Here is a 23,943-nt window from a genome sequence, read left to right as displayed (position 1 = left end):
CCCTCCCAGCCCATGCCTGCCGCCGATACCTACCCCCTGACCAGCGCTCAACGGGACATCTGGCTCGACCAGTTGAGCAAAGGCGATTCTCCGCTCTATACCATCGGCGGCTATGTCGAACTCACGGGCGAGCTGCGGCCGGACACCCTGCATCACTCGTTGCAGCAACTGGTGGCGGCCAACCCGGTGTTGCGCACCGAGCTGCTGCCAGGTGCAGGTGCCGACGGCCTGCCGATGCAGCGCTTCGCCGAGCATGCCACGTTGGCGTTGCCTGTGCTGGACCTGTCGACTGAAGCCGACCCGGCAGCCGCGGCCACGGCATTGATTCAGGCGCAAATGGGCCAGGGGTATCGCTTCGACGGCACGGCACTGCTGCGTTTCGCCCTGATTCGCCTGGGCCCCGAACGTCATTGGCTGGCAACCCAGGCCCACCACCTGATCCTCGACGGCTGGGGTTTCGGGCAGATGCTCAAGGCACTGGGCGAGCATTACACGGCGCTGCTCGAGGGTGGCGAGGCGCCACGGGCCCAGGTCGGTTATGCCGACTTCATCGACGAAGACCGCCAGTACCAGGGCTCGATGCGCCAGGCCCGCGATCGCGCATATTGGCTCAAGCGCTTCGCCAGTGTGCCGGAGCCGCTGCTGGCAGCGCGTCACCATTACCGTCGAGCCACCGATGAAGCACCTTCGCGCACCTGGGTTCAGGCGTTTCCCGATGCGTTGCATGGGCGCATGAAGCGCCTGGCCGAGGCTCACCAGGCCTCGGCGTTCCATGTCCTGCTGGCTGCACTGCATGTGCTGTTCTCCCGCAGCGCACAACGCGAGGACTGGGTGGTGGGGCTGCCGCTGCTCAATCGTGGCGGTGCACGTTTCAAGGCCACGCTGGGGACCTTCGTGCAGGTCAGTGCGGTGCCCCTGGCGTTTGCCCCGACACTGAGCTTCGCCGAACTGGTGGTTGCGATACGCGATACCCTGCGCCGGGATTTTCGCCATCAGCGACTGGCCGTGAGCGAGCTGAACCGAGCGCTTGGCCTGTTGCGCGAGGAACGCGGGCAATTGTTCGAGGTGTCGGTCTCCTACGAGCAGGACGATCACGACTACCGCTACGGCGAGGCCAGCGCCCACACGGTGAAGGTCTCCAACAGCCACGAATCCACGCCCTTGGCCATCCACCTGCGCAGCAATCGCCATAATGACAAGGCGTGGTTGCATCTGGTGCATCACCGCGCCTGGCTGGCAAGCGAGGAGGCCGAGGCGTTGGCGCAGCGGCTGCTGCATATGCTCGACCAAGGCTTGGCGACACCGGCGTTGGCGGTTGCCGATTTCGACCTGCCGACACCTGCCGAGCATCGCCAGATGCAGGCGTGGAATGCGACGGGGCGCGCCGTTGGCGAGCCGGTCGTGCACCGCCGGATCGAGGCCCACGCGGCGCTGATGCCCGACGCCATTGCCGCTGTGCACGAAGGGCGCAGCCTGAGCTATGGCGAGCTGAATCAGCGGGCAAATGCTTTGGCCCTGCGTCTGATCGAACGAGGTGTGAGGCCCGAGCAGCGCGTGGCAGTGGTTGCCCGCCGTGGCCTGGATACCCTTGTGGGCCTGCTGGCGATACTCAAGGCGGGGGCAGCCTACGTACCGATCGACCCGGCGCATCCGCGCGAGCGCATCGCATATCTGCTTGAAGACAGCGCGCCCGTGGTACTGCTGACACAACAGGACCTGCTGGCGCGTCTGCCGCGCCATGAGCTGCCGCTGATCGAACTCGACGCCTGCCCGGCAGCCACGACCATTGTGGACAACCCTCGCGTGGCGGGGCTTGGGCCCGAGAGCCTGGTCTATGTGATCTACACCTCAGGCTCCACTGGCCAACCCAAGGGGGTGATGGTCGAACACCGCATGCTGGCCAACCTGGTCGATTGGCATTGCGAGGCCTTTGACCTGGGCGTCGGCGGGCACACGTCGAGCCTGGCCGGCTTTGGTTTCGATGCCATGGCCTGGGAGGTCTGGCCAGCCTTGTGTGCGGGGGCGACGCTGCACCTGGCGCCCAGCAGCGACGGTGGCGAAGATATCGACAACCTGCTGCGCTGGTGGCGTGCCCAGCCACTGCAGGTCAGTTTCCTGCCAACCCCGGTGGCCGAACACGCGTTCACCCAGCACGATCACCCGACCCTGCGTACCCTGCTGGTGGGGGGGGATCGGCTGCGCAGCCTGTCGCGTGAGCGGGCGTATGCGGTCATCAACAACTACGGCCCTACCGAAGCCACGGTGGTCGCCAGCTCCGGGCGGGTGACGGCGGGTGGTGCGCTGCATATCGGCACGCCTGTGGCCAATACCCGGCTGTATGTGCTCGATGCGCAGCTCAAGCCATTGCCGGTCGGTATCCCGGGCGAACTCTATGTAGCAGGCCTGGGGGTCGCCCGCGGCTACCTTAATCGCCCGCAGATGACCGCCGAGCGTTTCCTCGACGACCCGTTCAGTGAAGAGGTCGGTGCCCGGATGTACCGCACCGGCGACCGCGTGCGCTGGCTTGCCGACGGCACCCTGGAGTACCTGGGGCGCAATGACGATCAGGTGAAGATTCGCGGTGTACGCGTCGAACTCGGTGAGATCGAGGCTGCGCTGACCCGTCACCCGCAGGTGCGCGAAGCGGTGGTGCTGCTGCGCGATGGGCAACTGCAAGCCTGGTTCATTGGCGATGCGGTTACCCCCGGCGACCTGCATGAGCACCTGCGCGGGCTTCTGCCGGTGGCCTTGCTGCCAGCCGGCTACCAACGCATCGAGCACTGGCCGTTGACCGCCAACGGCAAGCTCGACCGTCGCGCCTTGCCGGCGCTGGATGAAACCGCATCGGTACGTCGCGCCCATGAAGCGCCTCGCGGCGACGTGGAGGTTCGCCTGGCTGCGCTCTGGAGCGAACTGCTGGGTGTGCAGCGCATTGGCCGTCACGACCACTTCTTCGAGTTGGGTGGCCATTCGTTGCTGGCGGTGCAACTGGTCGAACGCATGCGCCAGCAGGGCCTGCAGGCTGACGTGCAGGTGCTGTTCGGCCAGCCGACCCTGGCAAGCCTGGCCGCCGCCAGCCAGCGTCTGCTCGCGCAGGTGGAGGATAACCGCGTACCCGCTGACTGCACCCATATCACACCGGCGCTGCTCAGCCTGGCTTCGCTGACCCAGGGCGAGATCGACGCCATTGTCGCGGGCATACCGGGTGGCGCAGGCAATGTGCAGGAAATCTACCCCTTGGCGCCATTGCAGCAGGGGCTGCTTTATCACCACCTGCGCGACAGCCATGACCCTTATCAGCAACAGGCGCTGTTCGCCTTTACCGACCGCACGGCGTTCGAGGCATTTGCTCACGCGTTGCAGCAGGTGGTCGAGCGTCACGACATCCTGCGCACCAGCCTGGCTTGGGAAGGGCTCGAGCAACCGCAGCAAGTGGTCTGGCGTCAGGCGCAACTGCCCGTCGAGGTGTTGCGGATCGGGCCGGGCGACACGGCGCAGGAGTTGTCTGCACATTACTCAGCGGCCCAGCGCCCGCTGGACCTGCGTCATGCGCCGATGATGGCGCTGGCGGGGGCTGAAGACCGTGAGCACGGTCGTTGGCTGGGGTTGTTGCGCTTCCACCATCTGGTCAACGATGCGGTGTCGGTGCAGGTGTTGCTCGGCGAGCTTCGGGCCTTGATGAGCGATCAGGGGCATGCGCTGCCGGCGCCTGTGCCTTATCGCAACTACGTCGCGCTCAGCGGCGCCGAGGTGCGGCAGCAAGGGCACGAGGTGTTCCTGCGGGCATTGCTGGCAGGTGTCGAGGCACCGCCGACGTTGCCGGGGATAGTAGAGGACCAGGTGCAGGCGGACGCGCTGGAGAGCCTCGCGCATGAGGCTCCGCTGGTGCTGACCGAGGCCTTGCGCCGCCTGGCCAGGCAGCAGGATGTCGGGCTGGCCAGCCTGTTCCACCTGGCTTGGGCGCAGGTGCTGGGGGCACTGGGCGGTCGTGACGACGTGGTGTTCGGCAGCGTGTTGCTGGGGCGGATGATGGCGGGTGAGGGGGCCGACCGAGCGTTGGGCATGTTCATCAACAGCTTGCCCCTGCGGGTGAGCCTGGCGGGGCGCAGCGTGGCGCAGGCGCTGGCCGACACCCATGCCGGCCTTGCCGGGCTGTTGGGCCATGAAGACGCACCCTTGCTGCTGGCCCAGCGTTGCAGTGGGCTGCCAGCGGGTGTGCCGCTGTTCAATAGCCTGATCAATTTCCGCCATGGGCTGGCGGCCGAACAATCGACGTTGCCAGGGGCTCGCTTGTTGGAGGCCAGCGAAGTACACAGCCATGCGCTAGTGCTGTCGGTGGATGATCAGGGTGAGGCCTTGCACCTGAGCGTTCGTGCGCCGCGAGCATTGGGTGCAGCGCGTGTGCTGGCCTATCTCGAACGTACCCTCGAGGGGCTGGCCGAGGCGCTGGAGCAGGGTGGTTCGGCACCGATCGAGCAGTTGTGCAGTGTGCCGGAGAACGAGCTGCACCGGCTGCTGCACGACTTCAATGCCACCGAGGAGCCCCATGAATTGATGCACAAGACCCTGCCGGCGCTGTTCCAGGCCCAGGTGCTGCGCACGCCCGATGCCGTGGCGCTGCAGACCGACGAGGCGACGCTGAGCTACCGTGAACTCGACGAGCAGGCCAACCGCCTGGCCCATCACCTGGTGGCCCTGGGCGTACAGCCTGACACGCGAGTCGGCGTCTGCATCGAGCGCGGCCTGTCGCTGCTGGTCGGGCTGCTGGGCGTGCTCAAGGCCGGCGGTGCCTACGTGCCGCTGGATCCTGGTTACCCGGATGAACGCCTGCGCTACATGGTCGAGGACAGTACACCGCTGGCAGTGCTGGTCCACGGGGCCACACGTGGCCTGTTCGATCCGTTGGCGGTGCCGCTGGTGGATCTCGATCAGGGTGTCTGGCAAGCGCAGCCTGCCCAGGCCCCTCAGGTGCCGACACTGACGCCTTCGAACCTTGCCTACGTGATGTACACCTCCGGCTCGACCGGCATGCCCAAGGGCGTGATGATCGAGCACCGCGGGCTGGGCAACCTCATGCACTGGGGCTCGACCATCTGCCCGCCGCGTCCGGGCGATGCGCTGTTGCAGCGTGCGCCGTTCAGCTTCGACGGTTCGGTCTGGGAGTTGTTCTGGCCGTTGTGCGCAGGCTTGCGCCTGGTGCTGGCCCGCCCTGACGGTCATCGCGATCCGGCTTACCTGGTCCAGCTGGTCCAGGCTCGCCAGGTCACCACGATCAAGTTCGTCCCGGCATTGTTGCACCAGTTTCTCGAGCAGCCGGGCGTCGAACGCTGTACGAGCCTGACCGACATCTTCTGTGGCGGGGGGGAGTTGACCTTGACGCTGACTGCCAGCTTGCGCCAGCGCCTGCCGCAGGTGCGCTTGCACAACGTTTATGGGCCCACCGAGGCTACGGTCGACAGCACGGCCTGGACGCTCGAACCGGATCAACCGCTGCCGAGCACGCCACCGCCGATCGGCCGGGCGATCGCCAACACCCGGCTCTACGTGCTGGATGCCCATGATCGGCCGGTGCCACTCGGCGTGGCAGGTGAGTTGCACATCGGCGGCGTCGGTGTGGCACGCGGCTACCTGGGGTTGCCGGTGCTGCAGGCCGAGCGCTTCATCGACAGCCCGTTCGTCGAGGGCGATCGGCTGTACCGCACCGGGGACCTGGTGCGCTACCGCGAGGATGGCGAGCTGGAGTTCCTCGGGCGCAACGACTTCCAGGTCAAACTGCGTGGTCTGCGCGTCGAGCTGGGTGAGATCGAGGCCCTGCTGGCCGGGCATCCCGCTGTGGGCCAGAGCGTGGTATTGGTGCGCGACGAGCGTCTGGTCGCCTACTTCACCTGCCGGGAGGAGCAACCCGCCCCGGCACTGGATACGTTGCGCAGCCACCTGCTGGCGCGGCTGCCGGAGTACATGGTGCCCTCGGCCTTCGTCGCCCTGGCCGACATGCCGCTCAGCCCCAACGGCAAGATCGACCGCAAGGTGCTGCCTGAGCCTGGAGCGGAATCGGTGATCAGCCGCGTCTACACGGCGCCACGCAACGCACTGGAGCAGACCCTGGCGCAGATCTGGAGCGAGGTGCTGAAGGTCGAGCAGGTTGGGCGGGACGACAACTTCTTTGAACTGGGCGGGCATTCACTGCTGGCGGTGAATCTGGTGGCGCGCATGCGCCAGGCGGGGTTGCAGGCCGACGCACGTACCTTGTTCCGCCAGCCCACGTTGGCGGGCCTGGCGGCCAGTACCGGGTGGGACAAGCCGCAGATCGAGATCGCGGCCACCACCATCCCGGGGCTGAAGGCACGACGCAGGATCTGAGGCGGGCAGGGGCTGCGTGGCAGCCCCGCACTCACTGTGCCGGCGAATGACTGCTCCACTGTGCTTGACCCCATGGCGCCAGGGGGTAAGGCTACCCGGGTCCGCATGGAGAAAAAAATGGACCTGTCGAGCCTGCTGCTGTTCATCCCCGCCTGTTTCGCCTTGAACATGGCGCCGGGGCCTAACAACCTACTGTCGCTGCACAACGCCAGCCGCCACGGCTTGCGCACTGCCTGCCTGGCGGGGGGCGGGCGTATCCTCGCCTTCAGCGGCATGATCACCTTGGCGGCGATGGGGCTGGCGGTGGTGCTGCATACCAGCGAATACCTGTTCCTGAGCATCAAGCTCATGGGCGCGGGCTACCTGTTCTATATCGCCTGGCAATTGTGGCGGGCGCCCGTGGCAGAGGTGGCCCATGCCGGCGGGCAGTCGCGCGGCACCTGGGGCCTGGCACGCCAGGAGTTCTGGGTGGCGGCGGGCAACCCGAAAGCGATCCTCATATTCACCGCCTTCCTGCCGCAGTTCGTGTCGGTCGGCAGTACCACCCCGGTGAGCGAGCAGTTCCTGTGGCTGGGGTTGTGGTTCCTGTTGCTGGAATGGGCGGCGATCGCGATCTATGCGGCGCTGGGTGCCTACCTGCAGCGCTGGTTCAACCAGCCGCGGCCACGGCGGCTGTTCAACCGGATCAGCGCATCGTTGCTGGGATGCGCAGGGCTTGGCTTGCTGGCGGCGCGGCGATAGCCCCTCAAGATAGCCCCTCAACCGGTCTTTTCGCAGGTATCGACAGGCAAAGCGGCTTGCTCGCGCAGCGCCGACGCCACGACGAACGCCAGGGCCACCAGTGTCAGGACCGGCAGCATCGCCAGGCGCAAGCCATGATGTTCGCCGATAAAGCCCAGCAGGGGCGGGCCGACCAGAAACGCCAGGTAACCTGCCGTTGCCGCCAGCCTGACGCGTTGATCGCTGTGAGCACCACTTTCCCCGGCTGCCGAGATCGCCAGGGGAAAACCCAGCGATGCGCCAATGCCCCAGAGCATCACGGCGGCTGCGGCGATCCACTGCACGTCGCAGAACACCACCAATGCCAGGCTGGCTGCGCCAAGCAGTGCGCTGGCGCGCAAGGTGAGCGTCCGACCAAAGCGGCGCACCACCGGCGCACCGGCGAATCGACCCAGGGTCATGCCCAGGGTGAATACCAGGTAGATCAGCGTGCCGGTGGTTTCTGCGAATCCGTGGCCGTCGATCATCAGCAGCGGCAGCCAGTCATTGGCTGCACCCTCGGCCAGCGCCATGGCCAGCACCACGAAGCCGATCAGCAACAGGCGTCGGTCGCTGAGCAGGGCGCCCCAGGCAAACTCGGCTGTCTGCGTTGTCGGTTGATTCGCTGCTCCTTCACTGGCCCGAGGGGCGTGAGGGGCAAGGGCCAGGGTCACCACGGCCGAAAGCAGTGCGGCGACGATCAGATGCAGGTCCAGGGGCACCTGCAGCGCGGTCATGCCCATGCCGGCCAGCGCGCCCACCAGGGTGCCGAGGCTGAAGAAACCGTGCAGGGTAGTCATGATCGGTGCATCGATTTCCCGCTCCACGGCTGCACCTTCGATGTTCACTGCGATATCCGCCCAACCCATGCCGATGCCGTAGATGAACAGCCCGGCAAAGGCGCACCAGGCACTGTTCAACTCGCTGCTGCCGGCCAGCACCAGCATGCCTGCGGACAGCCCGAGCAGGCCGGTGCGCATCATCCGGTGTGCACCAAAGCGGGCGATCAGGCGTCCGGCACTGAGAATCCCGCACATCGCTCCGGCTGAAAATCCGAACAGGATCATCCCCATCTGTTCGGTGGAGGCCGACAGGCCGTCGCGCAGGGCAGGGGTGCGGGTGACCCAGCTGGCGAGGGTCAGGCCAGGGAGCAGAAACAGCAGATACAAGGCGTAGCGGGCCAGGCGGTAGGTGGCGGGCATGGTACAGACTCGTTGGAAAGGTTTCGTACGGGCGTACGAATAAATCGTACGGATGTCCGAAAAGGGCGTCAATCCTGTATTGAGTCGTGTGCTGGCTGAATGTTCAAAGACTCCAGAGGCAACCGGCGCCTGGCCGGTCGCGGTCAGGAGAACAGGTCGGCGCCGGTGGATGCCGCGTCCAGCATCGCCTGCAACTCGGCTACCCGGCGCTGGTGACGGGCGATGGCCGCAAGGTGTTCATCGATCTGCTGGCGAATGACTGCCGGGTCTTCGGCCTTCCTCGAGAGCCGCTCGATCCGCCTGGACAAGCCAACCTTCTTGTCGGCCTCCAGGCGTGCCGACTCGTCCATCTGGGCGATGAGTGCCTGCAGGTCGTCCAGGCCATGGACGTTGCAGAACAATCCCGTCGCCTGGCGGTAAACCACCGACTTTCGGGCTCTGTCCAGCAGTTCGAAGACATTGCTCAGGGTGCCGGGGCTTTTGCCGTCCCAAATCATCAGGCCGAAATCGGCGGCTTCTGCCATTTCCAGGTCCTTGGCAGTGTAAAACGCGCGGCCCTTGGCATTGGCGGGTGGGCAGACAGCCACGAGTGGCCATGCACCAAGATTGTGGCGAGGCGTGTCACCGGTGCAGTACACCGTGACAGCGGCGTACTGGCGTTTGGCGAAATACTGCTGCACGCATTTGTCCACGCCTGCGGCATCACCGACCAGCACTTCGTGGCCACTGGCAACGATATTGTCGAGTCGCGCCTCGACCTGAGGGTCGAGGCGCTTGAGCGTGATCGAGCCGGAGATGAAAACCTTCGGCATCAATGCCTCCGTGTAAGGGTGACGACTGCAATTGAGCGGATGCTAGCGTATCCGCGCAGGGCGGTACAGGCGGCTTCCAGCGAGGCGCCAGTGTCGAACAGATCGTCGAGCAGCAGGACATTGCACGGGTGGAGTTTGTCTTGGGTGACAAAGCAACCTTGCAGTGCAGCGCAGCGCTCTTCATAGGTCGCCAGGTCTTTCATTGCGACGGTGCTGCTGTGCTTGATCAGTGTCTGGTCGCAGTACTCGAGCTCCAGCAACTGGGCTACCCGTTCTGCCACCGCGTGCACGGGCTGGCGAGTACGCTGGCGGCTGGCGGGCATGGGCAGCACGACATCCACCGGGACATTCTGTATCGCCTGGACGACAGATTCTGCGAGGAAGTCCACCAGGTCGTAGTCGTCGCGGTACTTGAGCTGGAACACCGCCTCGCCGATGGCGGTGCGGGTGGTGTCGAACTGCATGTAGCCCTGGGCGTTTTCGCCGACCGGCACGCTGCAGACGATGTGTTTGTCGAGGCTGATACCGTAATCCCAGGCGTCGTTGCCCGGCAGCGTGCGAATGTCCATGTGAGGCTTCCTTGTCGTTGATATGCCAGAGACTTTCTAACGGCCATCAATCAGCCGTGGTGGCAATGTTGCGACGGGGAAGTCCCAATTTCGACTTCACGCTTTCCGTTTTATGGGTAGGAAAATTCTGAGCTATCCGTGTGTCGCCCTCGTCGGCCAGTGGTCACGGGCCCGGCTAGACTGCTCAGGATCATCCACCGATCCGGGGGCCTGCCATGCCCAGCAAGAACACCATCTGCCTGTGGTTCGACAGCGATGCCGAGGCGGCGGCGAAGTTCTACGCCGCTACCTTCCCCGACAGCCGTGTGCTCGCCGTGCACAAGGCGCCGGGCGACTACCCCTCGGGCAAGGAGGGTGATGTGCTTACGGTGGAGTTCATCGTGATGGGCATTCCGTGCCTGGGTCTCAATGGCGGGGCCGCGTTCAAGCACTCCGAGGCGTTTTCGTTCCAGGTGGCCACCGACGACCAGGCCGAGACCGACCGCTACTGGCACGCGATCATCGATAACGGTGGCCAGGCCAGCGTGTGCGGCTGGTGCAAGGATAAATGGGGGCTGTCGTGGCAGATCAGCCCGCGAGTGCTGACCGACGCGGTCGGCGGTAGCGACCGCGCGGCAGCCAAACGGGCGTTCGAGGCGATGATGGAGATGGACAAGATCGACATCGCCACGATCGAGCGGGCAATCCGGGGCTGACAGGCCTTGCCTGCCAGCCCGCGAGGGTCAGAAGCTGTACTTGGCCGTCAGCATCAGGTTGCGCGGATCGCCGAAGGTGTCGCCGCCGTAGTCCACCGACTTGGAGATGGACGAGTAGTACTTCTTGTCGAAGATGTTGTTGGCGTTGAGCTGCAGGTCCAGATGCTGGTTGACCTGGTAGCCGGCCAGCAGGTCGGTGACCGCGTAGCTGCCCTGTACCAGCCGATAGTTGCCGCCATCGACCGGGATGTCGTTGTACATGCGGCTCTGCCAGGTGATGCCGCCGCCCACCCGCAGCTTCTCCAGCGGGCCCTGGAAGCGGTAGGTGGTGAACAGCTTGAACTGGTGCTCGGGCGTGTCGGATTTGAGCGGCTTGTTGACGCTGGCCGGGTTCTTCTCGTCCTTGATGGTGTGCACGCGCGCGTAGGTGTAGCCGGTGCCGATCTGCCAATGGTCGGTCAGTGCGCCCTGCAGCTCGAAATCGATACCCTGGCTGCGGACCTCGCCCGAGGCCTCGTAGCAGGTCATCTGCGGGCAGTTGGCCGCACCGATCTCGACCTGGCGGTTTTCCTGATCGATACGGAACACCGCAAGGCTGGCGTTCAATGCACCGTCGAAGTATTCGCCCTTGATGCCGACTTCATAGTTCTTGCCGACGATCGGGATGATCGGCTTGCCGGAAACGTCCTTGCCGCTCTGCGGGGTGAAGATGTCGGTGTAGCTCACATACACCGAGTGATGCTCGTCCAGGTCATAGATCAGGCCGCCGTAGCGGGTGACGTTGCGGGTCACCTTGTAGTCGCCGTCGTTGCTGTCGCGCTGGTCGTAGTCGTACCAGTCCAAGCGCCCCCCGAGAATCAGCTTGAGCGGGTCGGCCAGGCTCAGGCGGGTGGTGGCGTAGACGCCTTCCTGGTTGATCAGGTAGCGACTGTTTCCGGTGTGCAGGAAGTTCGGCTTGCCGCCGTCGAGCGGATAGTTGGTGTCATAGGGGCTGTAGTCGCGCTTGTTCATGTCGTAGATGCGCTTGCTGGCACCCAGCACCAGTTCATGGGTGCGGCCCAGCAGCTCGAAGGGGCCGCTGGCGAAGGCGTCCAGGCCCAGCTGGTTTTCGTCGTGCGCGGACTGGTAGACCGTCCTGCTCAAGGTCTTGGCAGTGTTCCAGCGCGACTGGTAAGAACCGCGGAACAGTGCGTTCTGCTCGCTGTAGTTGGCGTTGACCTGCAGTTTCCAGTCGTTGGCCAGGTGCTGGCGCACTTCGGCGAAGAGGGTGTTGATCTCCTGGTCCTTGTCTTCCCAGTCGGTGCCGGGGTTGTACGAACGCGACACATCCAGGTGATGGCCGCTGAGGTCGGTGGGGATCGCGCCCCAGAAGAAATTGGTCTTGTCCTTCTGGTGTGAAAAGCCCAGGGTCAAGGTGGTGTCATCGCTCAGGTCGGCTTCGCTGATGGCATAGAACAGCCCGTGGTTTTCTTCCTGGCCATCACGGAACCCGTTGGCATCGCGGTAGGAGGTCACGATTCGGCCGCGCAGGGTGCCGCTGTCGTTGAGCGGGCTGGAGGCGTCGAGTTCGCCACGGTAGTTGTCCCAGCTCCCGGCCGCGCCGGTCACGGTGACTTTCTGCTCGGCCAGCGGGCGCTTGCGCACCAGGTTGATGGCCGCTGATGGTGTACCGGCGCCTGTGACCAGACCGGTAGAACCGCGGACCACTTCGACGCGGTCGAACATCGCCAGGTTGGGTTGGGCGCCAACCACCGATCCGGTATAGGCGCTCGGGATGCCGTCGTACATCAGGTTGTCGACGTCGAAGCCCCGGGCGGTGTAGCTCTGGCGGCCGGGGCCGCTGGACTGGTTGAGGAACAGCCCAGGGGTGTAGCGGGCCACGTCGTTGATGCTGGTCATGTTCTGGTCGTCCATGCGCTGACGAGTGATCACCGTGACCGCCTGTGGCGTCTCGCGCATGGTCAACGGCAGCTTGGTCGCGGTGTTCATGGCGCCGGTGGTGTAGGACGTGCTGCCTTCGGTGGTGCTGCCCAGCCGGTTGTCAGTGATCTCGGTGGCGCCCAGTTCCAGTGTTCCGGGTGGTTGCTGGTCGTCGGCCATGGCATGGGGCAAGGTGCTGATACAGATGGCCAGGGTCAACAGGTTGGGCGCGAAACGACGAGGCGGAGCAGCAGGGGTCATGCCAGATATCCTTGTTGCTAGTACTTATGAGAATGATTAGCAATAATTGTGTCAGGATTTGTCGCGGTCCGAAAGCGTGGTATGCCAAAAAAATCGCCAAATTTTTCACATTCGTCCGTGGGTTGCAGGATCGCGGGGCGTCCCGAGGCTTGCGCAAAGCGAGTAGAATCCGCGCTTGATCAAGTGTGTGAGGTCCATGTGGAGCTGCAGCAGGGTTTTGTCCTGACCCGTCATTGGCATGACACCCCCGACGGCACGTGCGTGGAGTTCTGGCTGGCCACCGACCAGGGCCCCCGGCGCGTGCGCCTGGGCGCGCAGGTTTCGGTGGCGTTCGTGCCCGCACAGCAGGCCGCCCACGCGCAACTGTTGCTCGCCGATGAGCCGGGCGCAGAGTTGCGCCCCCTTGAGCTGCGCGACTTTCAGCAGCGGCCTGTAATGGGCCTGTACTGCCGCCAACACCGCCAGCTGATGGCCTTGGACAAACGCCTGCGCACGGCCGGCGTCGAGGTGCTGGAGGCTGATATCCGGCCGCCGGAGCGCTATCTGATGGAGCGCTTCATTACCGCGCCGGTGTCGTTCGGTGGTCGTGTCGATGCCCAGGGAGCGGTCGTGGATGCACAGCTCAAGCCTCATCCGGACTACCGACCGAGCCTGCGCCTGGTGTCTCTGGATATCGAGACCAGCGAACGTGGCGAGTTGTACAGCATCGCGCTGGAGGGGTGCGGCCAGCGTCAGGTCTATATGCTCGGCCCTGCCAACGGCCAGGCGCAGGTAGAGGATTTCGACCTGCACTACTGCGCCGACCGTGGCCAGTTGCTCGAATGCCTCAACCACTGGTTGGCACGCCATGACCCGGACGCGATCATCGGCTGGAACCTGGTGCAGTTCGACCTGCGCATCCTTCACGATCACGCTCGGCAATTGCAGGTGCCTCTGTGCCTGGGTCGCGACGGTGCGCCGATGACCCTGCGCGAGCATGGCAGCCGTACGCATTTCTTCGCCGACGCGCCGGGGCGGCTGTTGATCGACGGCATCGAGGCCCTGCGCTCGGCGACCTGGAGCTTCCCCTCGTTCAGTCTGGAAAACGTTGCCCAGACCCTGCTGGGGGAAGGCAAGGCCATCGACACCCCCTACCAGCGCATGGATGAGATCAACCGGATGTTCGCCGAGGACAAGCCGGCCCTGGCGCGCTACAACCTCAAGGATTGCGAACTGGTCACCCGCATCTTCGAGCACACCCGGCTGCTCGACTTCCTTCTTGAACGTGCCACGGTGACTGGCCTGCCGGTGGACCGCAGCGGCGGCTCGGTGGCGGCGTTCTGTCACCTGTACATCCCGGCCATGCACCGGCTGGGCTTCGTCGCGCCGAGCCTGGGCAGCCGCGAGGGGGAGGCCAGCCCGGGCGGGTTCGTCATGGACTCGCAGCCAGGCCTTTACGAGTCGGTGCTGGTGCTGGACTACAAGAGTCTGTATCCATCGATCATCCGTACCTTCCTGATCGACCCGGTGGGGCTGGTGGAAGGCTTGCGTGAGCCCGATCAGGCCAGCTCGGTCGAGGGCTTTCGTGGCGCTCGCTTCTCGCGTACCCGCCACGCTTTGCCGGCCATCGTCGAGCGCGTCTGGCAGAATCGCGAGGCGGCGAAGAAAGCGGGTAACGCCCCGTTGTCCCAGGCCCTGAAGATCATCATGAACGCCTTCTACGGTGTGCTTGGCTCCAGCGGTTGCCGGTTCTTCGACCCGCGCCTGGCCTCGTCGATCACCCTGCGTGGGCACCAGATCATGCGCCAGACCCGCGCCTTGATCGAAGCACGTGGTTATGACGTGATCTATGGCGACACCGACTCCACCTTCGTCTGGCTCAAGGGCGCGCATGACGAGGATCAGGCGACGAGTATCGGGCGTGCACTGGTGGCCGAGGTCAACCAGTGGTGGCGCGAACACCTGCGCCAGGAGATGGGCCTGCACAGTGCGTTGGAGCTGCAGTTCGAAACCCACTACCGGCGCTTCCTGATGCCGACCATCCGCGGCACCGAGGAGGGCAGCAAGAAGCGCTATGCCGGGTTGGTGCAGCGCGCCGACGGTCAGGACGAGGTAGTCTACAAAGGGCTGGAGTCGGTACGCACCGATTGGTCGCCGCTGGCCCGGCAGTTCCAGCAGGAACTGTATGGCCGGATTTTCCGTGGCCAGCCCTATCGCGACTATGTGCGCGATTATGTACGACGCACGCTGCTGGGCGAGCAGGATGAACTGCTGGTGTATCGCAAGCGCTTGCGTCGTCCGTTGCAGGACTACCAACGCAACGTGCCACCCCATGTGCGCGCCGCGCGTCTTGCCGATGAATACAATTTGCGCCTGGGGCGCCCGCTGCAATACCAGCGCGGCGGCTGGATCAGCTACGTCATCACCACGGCTGGCCCGGAGCCCCTGGAGAACCTGCAGTCGCCAGTCGATCACGAGCACTACCTGAGCCGTCAGTTGCAGCCGGTGGCGGATGCGATCCTGCCGTTCGTGGGGGATGACTTCGCCAGCCTGACCGATCGCCAGCTCCTGCTCTTCTGAGGGGGGGCGGCTGCCGCCGGGGTGGCATCTATCTACTGCCCGAGCATGGCCGCTGCCACCTAGCCTGCGCTTCTTTTCCAAGGAGCGCTACGCCATGACGACCCCCCGCGTACAGCACGAACAAGACGCCACCGCCGTCCCTGATGTTCACGCACTGCATCAGGACGCCGTGATTGGTCAGCGTTTGCCGGACTGGCTACGCCAGGCTTCCCCGGAGCAGGTCAAGCACCTGTACGAGGCGATGAGGCTCAGCGTGTATTTCCAGGCGCGGGCCCAAGCCATCATGGGGCAGTTGGACAGCCTGGACAGCTTTGCCGAAACGCGTTTGGCCGAGGCCCTCAGGCCCCATGTCGATGGGCCGTTCGATGTCCGCGCGTTGCAGTTTCGTCGTGGTCACCGCGAGCCAGTGCTCACCTCGATACCCATCGGTTACCCGGTGACGGAGCCGGTGTACACGCAAATGCCCCTGGTCGAGGCGGCGCTGCGCAATTTCCGCGAGGAGGAAACCGAGGACGGCGGGCAGTTACCCGGCAACCGGCTAAGCGATCCTCGCAATGCATCTGCCCGGCTGCCCAACGCGCGCCGTTTTGCTGCATTGTGCCGGTCTCTGGACCTGGGCGGTCAATACCAGCGCCATTTGCACACCGTGCTGGAGCGGGACAGCCATTCGGGCGCTGCCGCCGAATCGGTGTTCGGCCGGGCCCATCGCTACGGCATGCTGGCTGATGCCTGCGTTGCGCGGCTCAAAGGTGTTCTGAGCGAGGACGAATACCTGCTGGTGCACAATCTCTGCGCGCAGAAAGCCTCGTTGACCTTCGAAGGACGTCCGGTGCAGTACAAGCGCCTGAGCCTGCTGGCGTGCACCCTGGAGCAGATCGTGGTGCTGGATGTTCGTGACGAGATCTTCAGCCCGCTGTACAGCTCCAGCTACCGCGTGCTGGTCCACATTCCGGGCGATCCGACGACTCCGTGGAGCGCATTCCCCGACCTGCGCCACTTTGCCAATGACCTGGGCAAGCGCCTGCGCCTGCCCGGGTACCAGCGTTTCTTCAGCCGCTTTGTGTTGCGCCGCGATGCGCAGTCGTTCTTTTCCGCCGTTGTTTCGGGCTACCAGGGCGTGTCGGACCTGGCAAACATTGCACTGGAAGAGCATATGCACCCCTGGGAGATCACCGACCAGGCTACTGCCAGTACCCTGGAAGGCTCGCTGTTCAGTGCGCTGGGCCGTGCGCGCATTGCGCAGGTCAAGGCCGATGCGGCGATGATTGCCGTGCCCTCGGCTGCGGTGGATGAACAGGTCCGGCGCGAGCACGATCAGCGCTTGTCCGCAGAAGGCTGGGCTTTGCTCAATATAGCGGGGCTCTTCGTGCCGGCCCTGGGCGCGGTGTTGCTCGCAGTGACCGCATGGGAACTGCTGGGTGAGGTCTACCACGGTGTCGAGGCCTGGCACGAGGGGGATAGCAGCGAGGCCCTCGATCACCTGCTCAACGTCGCCGGCGATGTAGCCATGATTGCAGCCACGGCGGCAGGTGCGCAGGTGGCGCGAGCGGCCTGGAGCCGTTCGGCGCTGGTCGATAGCCTATTGCCGGTCCGGCTGGAGGACGGCAGCACGCGGCTATGGAAGGAGGACCTCACGCCATTTCGCAATGCGCCGCCTGCCGGGGCGCTGCGTGACGACCAAGGTGTATACCGTGCCGGCGAAGGTTGCTGGATTGAAATGGATGGCCAGCACTATCGGGTTGCGCAGGGTAGCGATCAGCGCTGGCGCTTGCAGGGTGACGACAACCACGCGCCTGTGCTCAGACACAATGGTGCGGGCGGCTGGCGGCTGTGGTGGGAGCAACCACTGGAGTGGGATGAGCCTCGGCGTTCGTTCCGGCGCCTGGGGCATGACTTTGCCGAGCTGGACGACGACCAGATCGACGAAATCCTGCTCGCCCACGACATACAACCGCAGCATCTGCGCGCGGTCCATGTCGAGGGACGTGTGGCCGATGGCGAATGGCTGGACAGTGTCGTCCGCTATCGGCTGGACCTGCGCATCCGTCGAGTGGTCAGCCAATTGCGCAGTGGGATCATAGCCACCGACGAGGCTGTACTCGGTCAGGCACGGTTGCTGTCCGGCGGCGCTGATGCTTCCGATCAGGCATTGGCGGAGCTGATCTGGTCCGAACGCAGGCGTCTGTTCGAGCAGTTGTATGCGTTGGAGCAGCCAACCGGAGACGCGGGCGTCGAGCGTCTGTGCCGACAGTTCTCTTCACTGCACAGTCGGGCGGCCTCGCAACTGTTGCGCGAAGCCAGTGTGGTCGATCGTGGGCGCTTGCTGGACAACGGCCGGGTGGCGATGGACCTTGCCTCTCAGGCGGGCGCTGCGGTGTGGCGTATCAGGGTGGCCCGGGTGTTCGAAGGGTTGTACCTGGATGCCAGCCAGAATGCCGATCTTGCCCGCGTTGCGCTGCAGGTGCTGGACACACTGCCGGGTGCTTCGCGCAACGTGGCCTGGCGCTTGTGCGAGGGCTCGGCGGACGGCCCGGTACTGCTGTCGATAGACCGCGCACAGGCCGTTCGCACACTGACCCTGGTTCACACCGATGGGCATTTCCAGTTGCTCGACGGTGCAACAGAGGTGGTGCTCAAGGAAGGCGAACTGTTCGACGTCCTGAGTGGCGCGGTGGACGACGGGCAGCGGGAGGCCCTGGGGTTGACCGAGCCCTTGGCCCACAACCTGCGTGTGACCCTGGCGCGCGCGACGGCGGCCCGTCGCTCGCAAGTGGTGGGGATGCTCGGCAAGCGCGCCTCTGCAGGCTGGTTCCGGGCGCCGCAACGTCTGGCGGATGGGCGGGTCGGTTACCCGTTGAGCGGTCGCGGCGCCGGACGTGGGCGATGCCGGCCGTTGTTCGGCAGGGTGCGTAACCTGTACCCGAACCTGAGCGACAACGAGGTGCGAACCTGGCTGGTCATGCTCGGCAACAGCGGCACAAACATTCAAATCGAGCTGACTCGGCTAGAGGATGAGATGGCTTTGCTGGAGACGCACCTGCAGTTGTGGGCCAATCAGCCTGGCGGCCTGAGCGCCCGTGGAGAGCGAGCCTACCTGCGCGATGCCTTGCTCGCGGCCTGGCGGCGCACCCTGCCCAGAGTGTACGACCAGTTCGGGCGCGTGATCGGTCAACGTCTGAACCTGTGGGCCGTGTCATTGCAGTCGCTCCCGGAGATTGCGCAACAGGTCAGTTTCGACCATGTGGTGTCGTTGTCGTTGCGCGGCATTGGCTTGACCGAGATTCCCAGCACCTTCATGCGGGCGTTCGGTCGCCTGGAAGTCCTCGAGTTACCCAGCAACAGGCTTACCCGCCTGCCGCCGCGGTTACGTCACCTCTCGCGACTGCGGGAACTGGACCTCACCGGCAATCGGATCGTGCTGGACGATCGCCAGGCAGCCACGCTGTTGCAACTGACGCATCTGAGGTTACTGGATTTGTCGTACAACCCGTTGGGGCGTAGTTTTTCCGTGGCAAGCATGCCACATCTGAGCTCCCTTCAGTTGGCGCACACCGGAATCAGCCAGTTGCCTGACGGTTTGCTGAGTCGCGGCTCTCTGGCGATCGCTGACCTGCGTCACAACGCAATTGTCGAACTTCCCGACCACTTCTTCAGTGCCCCTAGGTGGTATGCCCGCTCGGTGCTGTTGAGCGATAACCCGCTGAGCGCCACCTCTACCCAGCGCCTGCGCAGCTTCATGATTCGTCATCAACTGATGGTTGAAGAGGAGCTGGAAGCCGAGAATGCCGGCGATCAAGCGGGGGATGTCGCTGCTACGCTCGACAGAGCACGCGGTATCTGGAGACAGGTGATCGATGCAGGTTCCACCGCACTGTTCGACGAGCATTGGAATGGGCTGGCCGGGGCGCCGGGCAGCGCCGATTTCATGGACCTGTTGCGCCGCCTGCCCGAAACGCTGGATTTTCGCAATCACGGCACAGACCTTGGGCGGCGAGTGAACAGCATGATTCTGGCGATGCGCGAGCATGAGCAGTTGCGCGAGGAACTGTTCACCCAGGCGATGTTGCCCAGGACATGCCAGGACAGTGTCATCGGGAACTTCAGTCGGCTGGAAGTGCGCATGCTGGTCTGGAAGGCACTGGTTGACGCCCGGGGCGGTGCCCAGGATGCGGCATTGGTGCACCTGGGGCGGCAGCTGTGGCGCCTGGATGAAATCGAACGGATTGCCGTCGATGACATTGCCGGTCGTGTGGTCGCGGGGAGCGACCCCGATGAAATCGAGGTCGAATTGGCCTACCGGGTCATGTTGCGCGATGAGTTCGATCTGCCTGCACAGCCGTCAGACATCGCCTACCAGCAGACTGCCGGCTTGAACCCTGAGCGTTTGGCTGCGGCCCGCCGGCGGCTGCGCGAGGGGGAAACCGAGCAGGCCATGGTCGAGTCGCTGTTCATGCGTGAATTCTGGACCGAGCACCTCAAGAACAGCCATCAAGAGGAATTCGACGCCATCAAGAGGCCGTTCTTCGAGCGTATCGAGGTGGCTCAGGAGATGGCTGGCGATGACTCGACAGGCACCCGGTCCTATGACGATACCTTGCAAGCCTTGAGTATCGAGGTTCAACGACTTCAGGCTCAGTCCGCCGAGCTTGACCTTCAACGCGGCGGCCTGACGGGGGAAGCCCTGGAGGCCCATCTGCAGCGGCACGCGGATATCGACCGACAACTGCGCGAGCAGCGTGCCAGCCTTCAGATGCGCTTGGCCGATGGCGAATTTGCCGAGCGCATGCGCGCCTTGGGCACTGGCATGGATTCCCAGTCCTTTCGCGAAACGATGGACCTGTTGTCGACCGAGCACGATGCGGCGGTGCAGGCACGCATCATCGAACTGACCCGAACGGCGCTGGCGCAGACCCCGTCGCAGGTAACACCGCCGACTTCCGAGCCGCAGCCGGGGCCGAGCCGTGGCAGCGGCATGGGCTGAGAGGCGAGGGTGCCAGCGTTCATTGTTGGGCTATGCTCTGCAGTGGGGGGCGGGCATTTCCGCACGTCCCGAGCGAAGGCCTGGACACCGGAAGTTACCTTTGCACAGCGCATGTTCCACTTCAGGTGGTTTAGGCTCCGTGTCGGATCTTTCTCTATGATCTGTAGTCATTGATATATCGAGAGAACAAGGAGATACACATGCTCGTCCGGTCACTGACCCTCGCCACTCTGCTTGCCGTCGCTGCCCCGCTGCTGGCTGCCGACAGCGATGCGCCCCTGGCCAAGGAGCTGGGCAAGGCACGGCCATTGGTCGTGATCGCCCCCAGCAGCGCCGACCCGACGTTGCGCGGGTTGGAGGAGGCCATGAAGGATCCGGCCACCCAGGCCGGGTTCAAGGAGCGCAACCTGGTGCTGTTCAGCGTCGCCCAGATGATGGGTAAACGCGAAGACAAGAACCTCGAGCAGCAGACCACCATGGCGCTGATCCGCGAACTCAAGCTTGGCGCGAGCAAGGGCACCAAGGTGATCCTGATCGGCAAGGATGGCGAGCGCCACATGCTCAAGGATGATGAAAGCGGTGAGAAGATCGACCCGCAGGCGATTTTCAAGGCCGTTGACGAACTGCCGGCGGCAGAGAAAGCCATTGCTGCCCCCGAGCCGGTAGCCGCTGCCCCGGCCTCGGAGCCCAAGGCGAAAGAAACTGGCAAGGCCGCCAAACCGGCCAAGCCGGCAGCACCGCCCAAGCCACTGGACGACTGAACCGCCAGCGCCGGTCTTTGCAGACCGGCGTTTTTGTATCCCACTGTATCAGCGGGCCCCGGTGACCGATTGCCATACAAATTCCCTCGCTTCTCGATACATCGGGGACACACCACTGCGGCGAAATGAGCTGACCTTTCGACCGACGTGGAGCTTCGCCATGACCGCCATCTGCAATCTTCTCCCGCCGCTCTGCCGTCTCATTCGAAACATCTGACTTTTCGCCGGTTAGCGCGCGGGGCAAGCCATCTTCCATCGTTCAACGGGAGGCGGCTTGCCCCGCGGTCGTTTCCGGCCCCTGCGGAGACTTTCCCCATGCATTCCGAACCCTTGCTCACCGGCCTTGGCTTGCGCCGCGGCCTGCTGGCTGAACTGCTGAAACTGGAGCCGGGCACCGTGGACTTCCTCGAGTGCGCCCCGGAGAACTGTATCAATGTCGGTGGCGCCTTCGGCCATGGGCTGGCGCAGCTCGCCGAACGTTTCGCAATCGCCTGCCATGGCTTGTCACTGTCGCTGGGCGGGCCGGAGGCGCTGGACTTGAAGCTGCTCGATGGCACCCGGCGCTTCATGGACCGTTACCAGGTGAAGCTGTACAGCGAGCACCTGAGCTATTGCAGCGATGACGGTCACCTCTACGACCTGATGCCGATCCCTTTCACCGACGAAGCGGTCCGCCATGTCGCTGCGCGTATCCGTCAGGCCCAGGATTGCCTGGGCAGGCGCATCGCCGTGGAAAATATCAGCTACTACGCCGCGCCCTACCAGGCGATGAGCGAGTTGTCGTTCATCTGCGCGGTGCTCGAGGAAGCCGACTGTGACCTGTTGCTGGACGTCAACAATGTCTTCGTCAATGCCTGCAATCACCGGTACGACGCATTGACCTTCCTCGAAGGGCTGCCGCGCGAGCGAGTGGTTGGCATGCATGTGGCGGGGCACTACGACGAGGCAGCGGACTTGAAGGTGGACACCCACGGCGCTGCGGTGAAGGAAGATGTATGGACGCTGTTCTCGATTGCGTGCCAGCGCTTCGGCAATCAGCCGACCGTACTGGAACGCGACTTCAACTACCCGCCCATGGCCGAGCTGCTCGCCGAGACTGCACGCATCCGGGCGCTGCAACAGGCTGCCGGAGGGTTGCGCCATGACTGAACTGCGCGAGCAACAATTCACCCTGGCCCGTCACCTGCGCGACCCGCAGCGTCATCCGGCGCCACCCGGTATCGAGGAGCGGCGGTTGAAGGTCTACCGCGAGCTGTTCTACGGTGCCATCGAGGGCCTGCTGGCCGGCGGTTTCCCGGTGATGCGCAAGACGTTGGGCGATCAGGTCTGGCATGCCCGGGTGCGTGATTTCTATGCCAACTATCGCAGCCAGACCCCGTTGTTCACCGAGGTCGCCGAATGCTTCATCGACTACCTGCAGGGTGTCGAGCTGGACGCACCCTGGCAACTGGAACTGGCGCATTACGAGTGGATCGAGGCGTACTTGAGCCTCACGGATGCGCAGGACCCCGCACACGATCCGCACGGCGACCTGCTTGACGGGGAACCGCTGCTATCCTGTGTGGCCCAGGTGCTGGCTTATCAATGGCCGGTAGAGCGAATCGGCCCTGACTATCAGCCAGAACAGGCGCCTGAGGTGCCGACTCTGCTGCTGGTGCACCGCGATGCAGGGTTCAAGGTGCACTTTTCCCGCCTGGCACCCTTGGCGTGGCAGCTGTTGAACGCATCGGGCAGCGGGCGTGAGCGCTTGCTGGCACTGGGCGGCGAGGCGTTGCTCGAAGGCGGCAAAGCGATGCTTGAAGGGTTGCGCGCCCAGGGTGTGATCATCGGAACCCGGGCGGCCTGACGAGTCGCCTCAAGCTTTTCGGGAAGACACAAAGCCCACGCCTGTTGCCAGGCGTGGGCTTTGTGTTCTGCGGGCCTTGATCAGCCGTGCTGCCAGCGACGGGCCAGCCAATGATCCAGGCTCAGGCGGCCGGATCCCTTGAGTATCAGCGGCAGCAACGCCACCAGGTAGATCAGCGGCAGCTTGAAGTTGCCGAAGCCGCGGTCGGTAATGGTATAGCCCTGGGCCAGCTCAGCCAGCGATGACCAATGTGCCGGCCAGTGCACGGAGGCGATCGCGACGACCGTCACCACGGCCAACACCACCGAGGCCAGCCGTGTACCGAAGCCCAGCAGCAGGAGCAGCGGGCAGATCAGCTCGGCCCACATCGACAGTTGCCAGTTGAATTCAGCGGGCAGCACGTTGAACGGGAAGGGGAAGTTGGCCTGCAAGTCGACGAACCAGTTGTTGCCGTTGAACTTCTCAAGGCCTGATTCGAAGAACTCCCAGGCCAGGAACAGCCGAAGGGGCAGGTCTGCGCTCCAGTTGCCGGTGTTGTCGATGCGTGAAAGGGTGCGGTTGATCAGCGTTGTCATGGTGCAGGTCTCGCTTCAGCAGGAAAGGGCAGGTTTGGCGCGGCGCAGGTGTTGAGCGCGCTTGGCGGTGAGCTTGAGGACGATGGCAGCGAACATCAGGGCGAATGCCAGCGGGTACCAGCCGCCCATCGGGATGCGCTTGTAGAACGACAGGCAGAACACCCCGGCCAGCACCCAGGTGCCGGTGCTGTGCAGGCCTCGCCACAGACGGCCGCCGAGCAGGCGCATGGCGCCTTTGAGCGAGGTCAGGGTCAGCAGCAGGATGAACAGGTAGCCAACACTGCCGGGAATGTTGGCCACTGCGGTGCGGCCGGCCCAGAACAGCTCCGGGAAGCGTTGCGCATAGAGGTAGATCAGTACCCCGTGAACCGTGTGGGAGAAGGCGAAGGCCAACCCGAGGAAGCGTCGCTCACGCAGCACCTGGCGACTGAAGACTCCAGGTAACAGGGTCACCAGCGAGGAGGCGAGAAACGTCAGCAGGAACAGCGCGAAGGAGCTGCGTGCGGTGGCGCGGATGGCTGTGCGCAGGGCTTCGGCAGAGCCGACGGGGTGCATCGACAGGGCCAGCCCGGTCATCAGCAGGGTCAGGCCGGCAAGGGCAGCGAACAGCTTCCAGCCGGAGGGTAACGCGAGGTTTTTCATG

The 23,943-nt window shown here is 64.4% G+C and carries 14 protein-coding genes; 8 read left to right on the top strand and 6 right to left on the bottom strand.

Annotated elements, in window-relative coordinates:
* Window positions 1–12: 12 nt before the first annotated feature.
* Together AC2CGW_RS08870 and AC2CGW_RS08865 are read left to right on the top strand one after the other, a co-directional pair.
* Window positions 13–6,360 (top strand): amino acid adenylation domain-containing protein, encoded by a 6,348-nt coding sequence (locus AC2CGW_RS08870; protein WP_484573894.1) that lies wholly within the window; start codon window positions 13–15, stop codon window positions 6,358–6,360.
* A 117-nt stretch (window positions 6,361–6,477) separates the two neighbouring features.
* A complete protein-coding gene (locus tag AC2CGW_RS08865) occupies window positions 6,478–7,101 on the top strand; it encodes a LysE family translocator (RefSeq protein ID WP_186665013.1) in 624 nt (207 codons plus the stop codon).
* 17 nt (window positions 7,102–7,118) lie between these two features.
* On the opposite strand, the gene AC2CGW_RS08860 is transcribed toward AC2CGW_RS08865, so the two are convergent.
* From AC2CGW_RS08860 to AC2CGW_RS08850, 3 genes are all read right to left on the bottom strand, one after another.
* Window positions 7,119–8,321 (bottom strand): MFS transporter, encoded by a 1,203-nt coding sequence (locus tag AC2CGW_RS08860; protein WP_484573893.1) that lies wholly within the window; start codon window positions 8,319–8,321, stop codon window positions 7,119–7,121.
* 143 nt (window positions 8,322–8,464) lie between these two features.
* Window positions 8,465–9,133, bottom strand: a complete 669-nt coding sequence (locus AC2CGW_RS08855) for a hypothetical protein (protein ID WP_186665010.1) — start codon at window positions 9,131–9,133, stop codon at window positions 8,465–8,467.
* Window positions 9,133–9,702: a ComF family protein gene (locus AC2CGW_RS08850; protein ID WP_186665008.1), complete on the bottom strand. Its 570-nt coding sequence runs from the start codon at window positions 9,700–9,702 to the stop codon at window positions 9,133–9,135. Before AC2CGW_RS08850 ends, AC2CGW_RS08855 begins: the two co-directional genes overlap by 1 nt.
* Window positions 9,703–9,917: 215 nt before the next feature.
* Here AC2CGW_RS08850 and AC2CGW_RS08845 point away from each other — a divergent pair, with 215 nt between their 5' ends.
* On the top strand, window positions 9,918–10,397 hold the full coding sequence (locus AC2CGW_RS08845) for a VOC family protein (protein WP_186708209.1): 480 nt from the start codon (window positions 9,918–9,920) through the stop codon (window positions 10,395–10,397).
* Window positions 10,398–10,424: 27 nt separating this feature from the next.
* Here AC2CGW_RS08845 and AC2CGW_RS08840 read toward each other — a convergent pair whose 3' ends face one another.
* A complete protein-coding gene (locus AC2CGW_RS08840) occupies window positions 10,425–12,578 on the bottom strand; it encodes a TonB-dependent siderophore receptor (RefSeq protein ID WP_186665004.1) in 2,154 nt (717 codons plus the stop codon).
* 198 nt (window positions 12,579–12,776) lie between these two features.
* Here AC2CGW_RS08840 and AC2CGW_RS08835 point away from each other — a divergent pair, with 198 nt between their 5' ends.
* The 5 genes from AC2CGW_RS08835 (at window position 12,777) to AC2CGW_RS08815 (ending at window position 22,725) form a co-directional block, all read left to right on the top strand.
* Window positions 12,777–15,137 (top strand): DNA polymerase II, encoded by a 2,361-nt coding sequence (locus tag AC2CGW_RS08835; RefSeq protein WP_186719230.1) that lies wholly within the window; start codon window positions 12,777–12,779, stop codon window positions 15,135–15,137.
* A gap of 94 nt (window positions 15,138–15,231) precedes the next feature.
* Window positions 15,232–20,118, top strand: a complete 4,887-nt coding sequence (locus tag AC2CGW_RS08830; protein WP_484573892.1) for an NEL-type E3 ubiquitin ligase domain-containing protein — start codon at window positions 15,232–15,234, stop codon at window positions 20,116–20,118.
* A gap of 200 nt (window positions 20,119–20,318) precedes the next feature.
* On the top strand, window positions 20,319–20,879 hold the full coding sequence (locus tag AC2CGW_RS08825) for a DUF4174 domain-containing protein (RefSeq protein WP_186708203.1): 561 nt from the start codon (window positions 20,319–20,321) through the stop codon (window positions 20,877–20,879).
* A gap of 315 nt (window positions 20,880–21,194) precedes the next feature.
* Window positions 21,195–22,028, top strand: coding sequence for an HvfB family MNIO-type RiPP peptide maturase (locus tag AC2CGW_RS08820; protein ID WP_484573891.1), 834 nt, complete (start codon window positions 21,195–21,197; stop codon window positions 22,026–22,028).
* The gene (locus tag AC2CGW_RS08815) at window positions 22,021–22,725 is read left to right on the top strand and encodes an HvfC family RiPP maturation protein (RefSeq protein ID WP_186719241.1); all 705 of its coding nucleotides are present in this window, start codon (window positions 22,021–22,023) and stop codon (window positions 22,723–22,725) included. The genes AC2CGW_RS08820 and AC2CGW_RS08815 overlap by 8 nt, the downstream gene beginning before the upstream one ends.
* An 80-nt stretch (window positions 22,726–22,805) precedes the next feature.
* On the opposite strand, the gene AC2CGW_RS08810 is transcribed toward AC2CGW_RS08815, so the two are convergent.
* Both AC2CGW_RS08810 and AC2CGW_RS08805 read right to left on the bottom strand, forming a co-directional pair.
* Window positions 22,806–23,300 (bottom strand): HvfX family Cu-binding RiPP maturation protein, encoded by a 495-nt coding sequence (locus AC2CGW_RS08810; RefSeq protein WP_186664987.1) that lies wholly within the window; start codon window positions 23,298–23,300, stop codon window positions 22,806–22,808.
* A gap of 15 nt (window positions 23,301–23,315) precedes the next feature.
* Window positions 23,316–23,942, bottom strand: coding sequence for a ferric reductase-like transmembrane domain-containing protein (locus AC2CGW_RS08805; RefSeq protein ID WP_484573890.1), 627 nt, complete (start codon window positions 23,940–23,942; stop codon window positions 23,316–23,318).
* Window position 23,943 lies beyond the last annotated feature (1 nt).

The organism is Pseudomonas sp. SYWMCR5, assembly GCF_057197165.1.
This window is presented reverse-complemented; position numbering and strand designations above follow the sequence as displayed.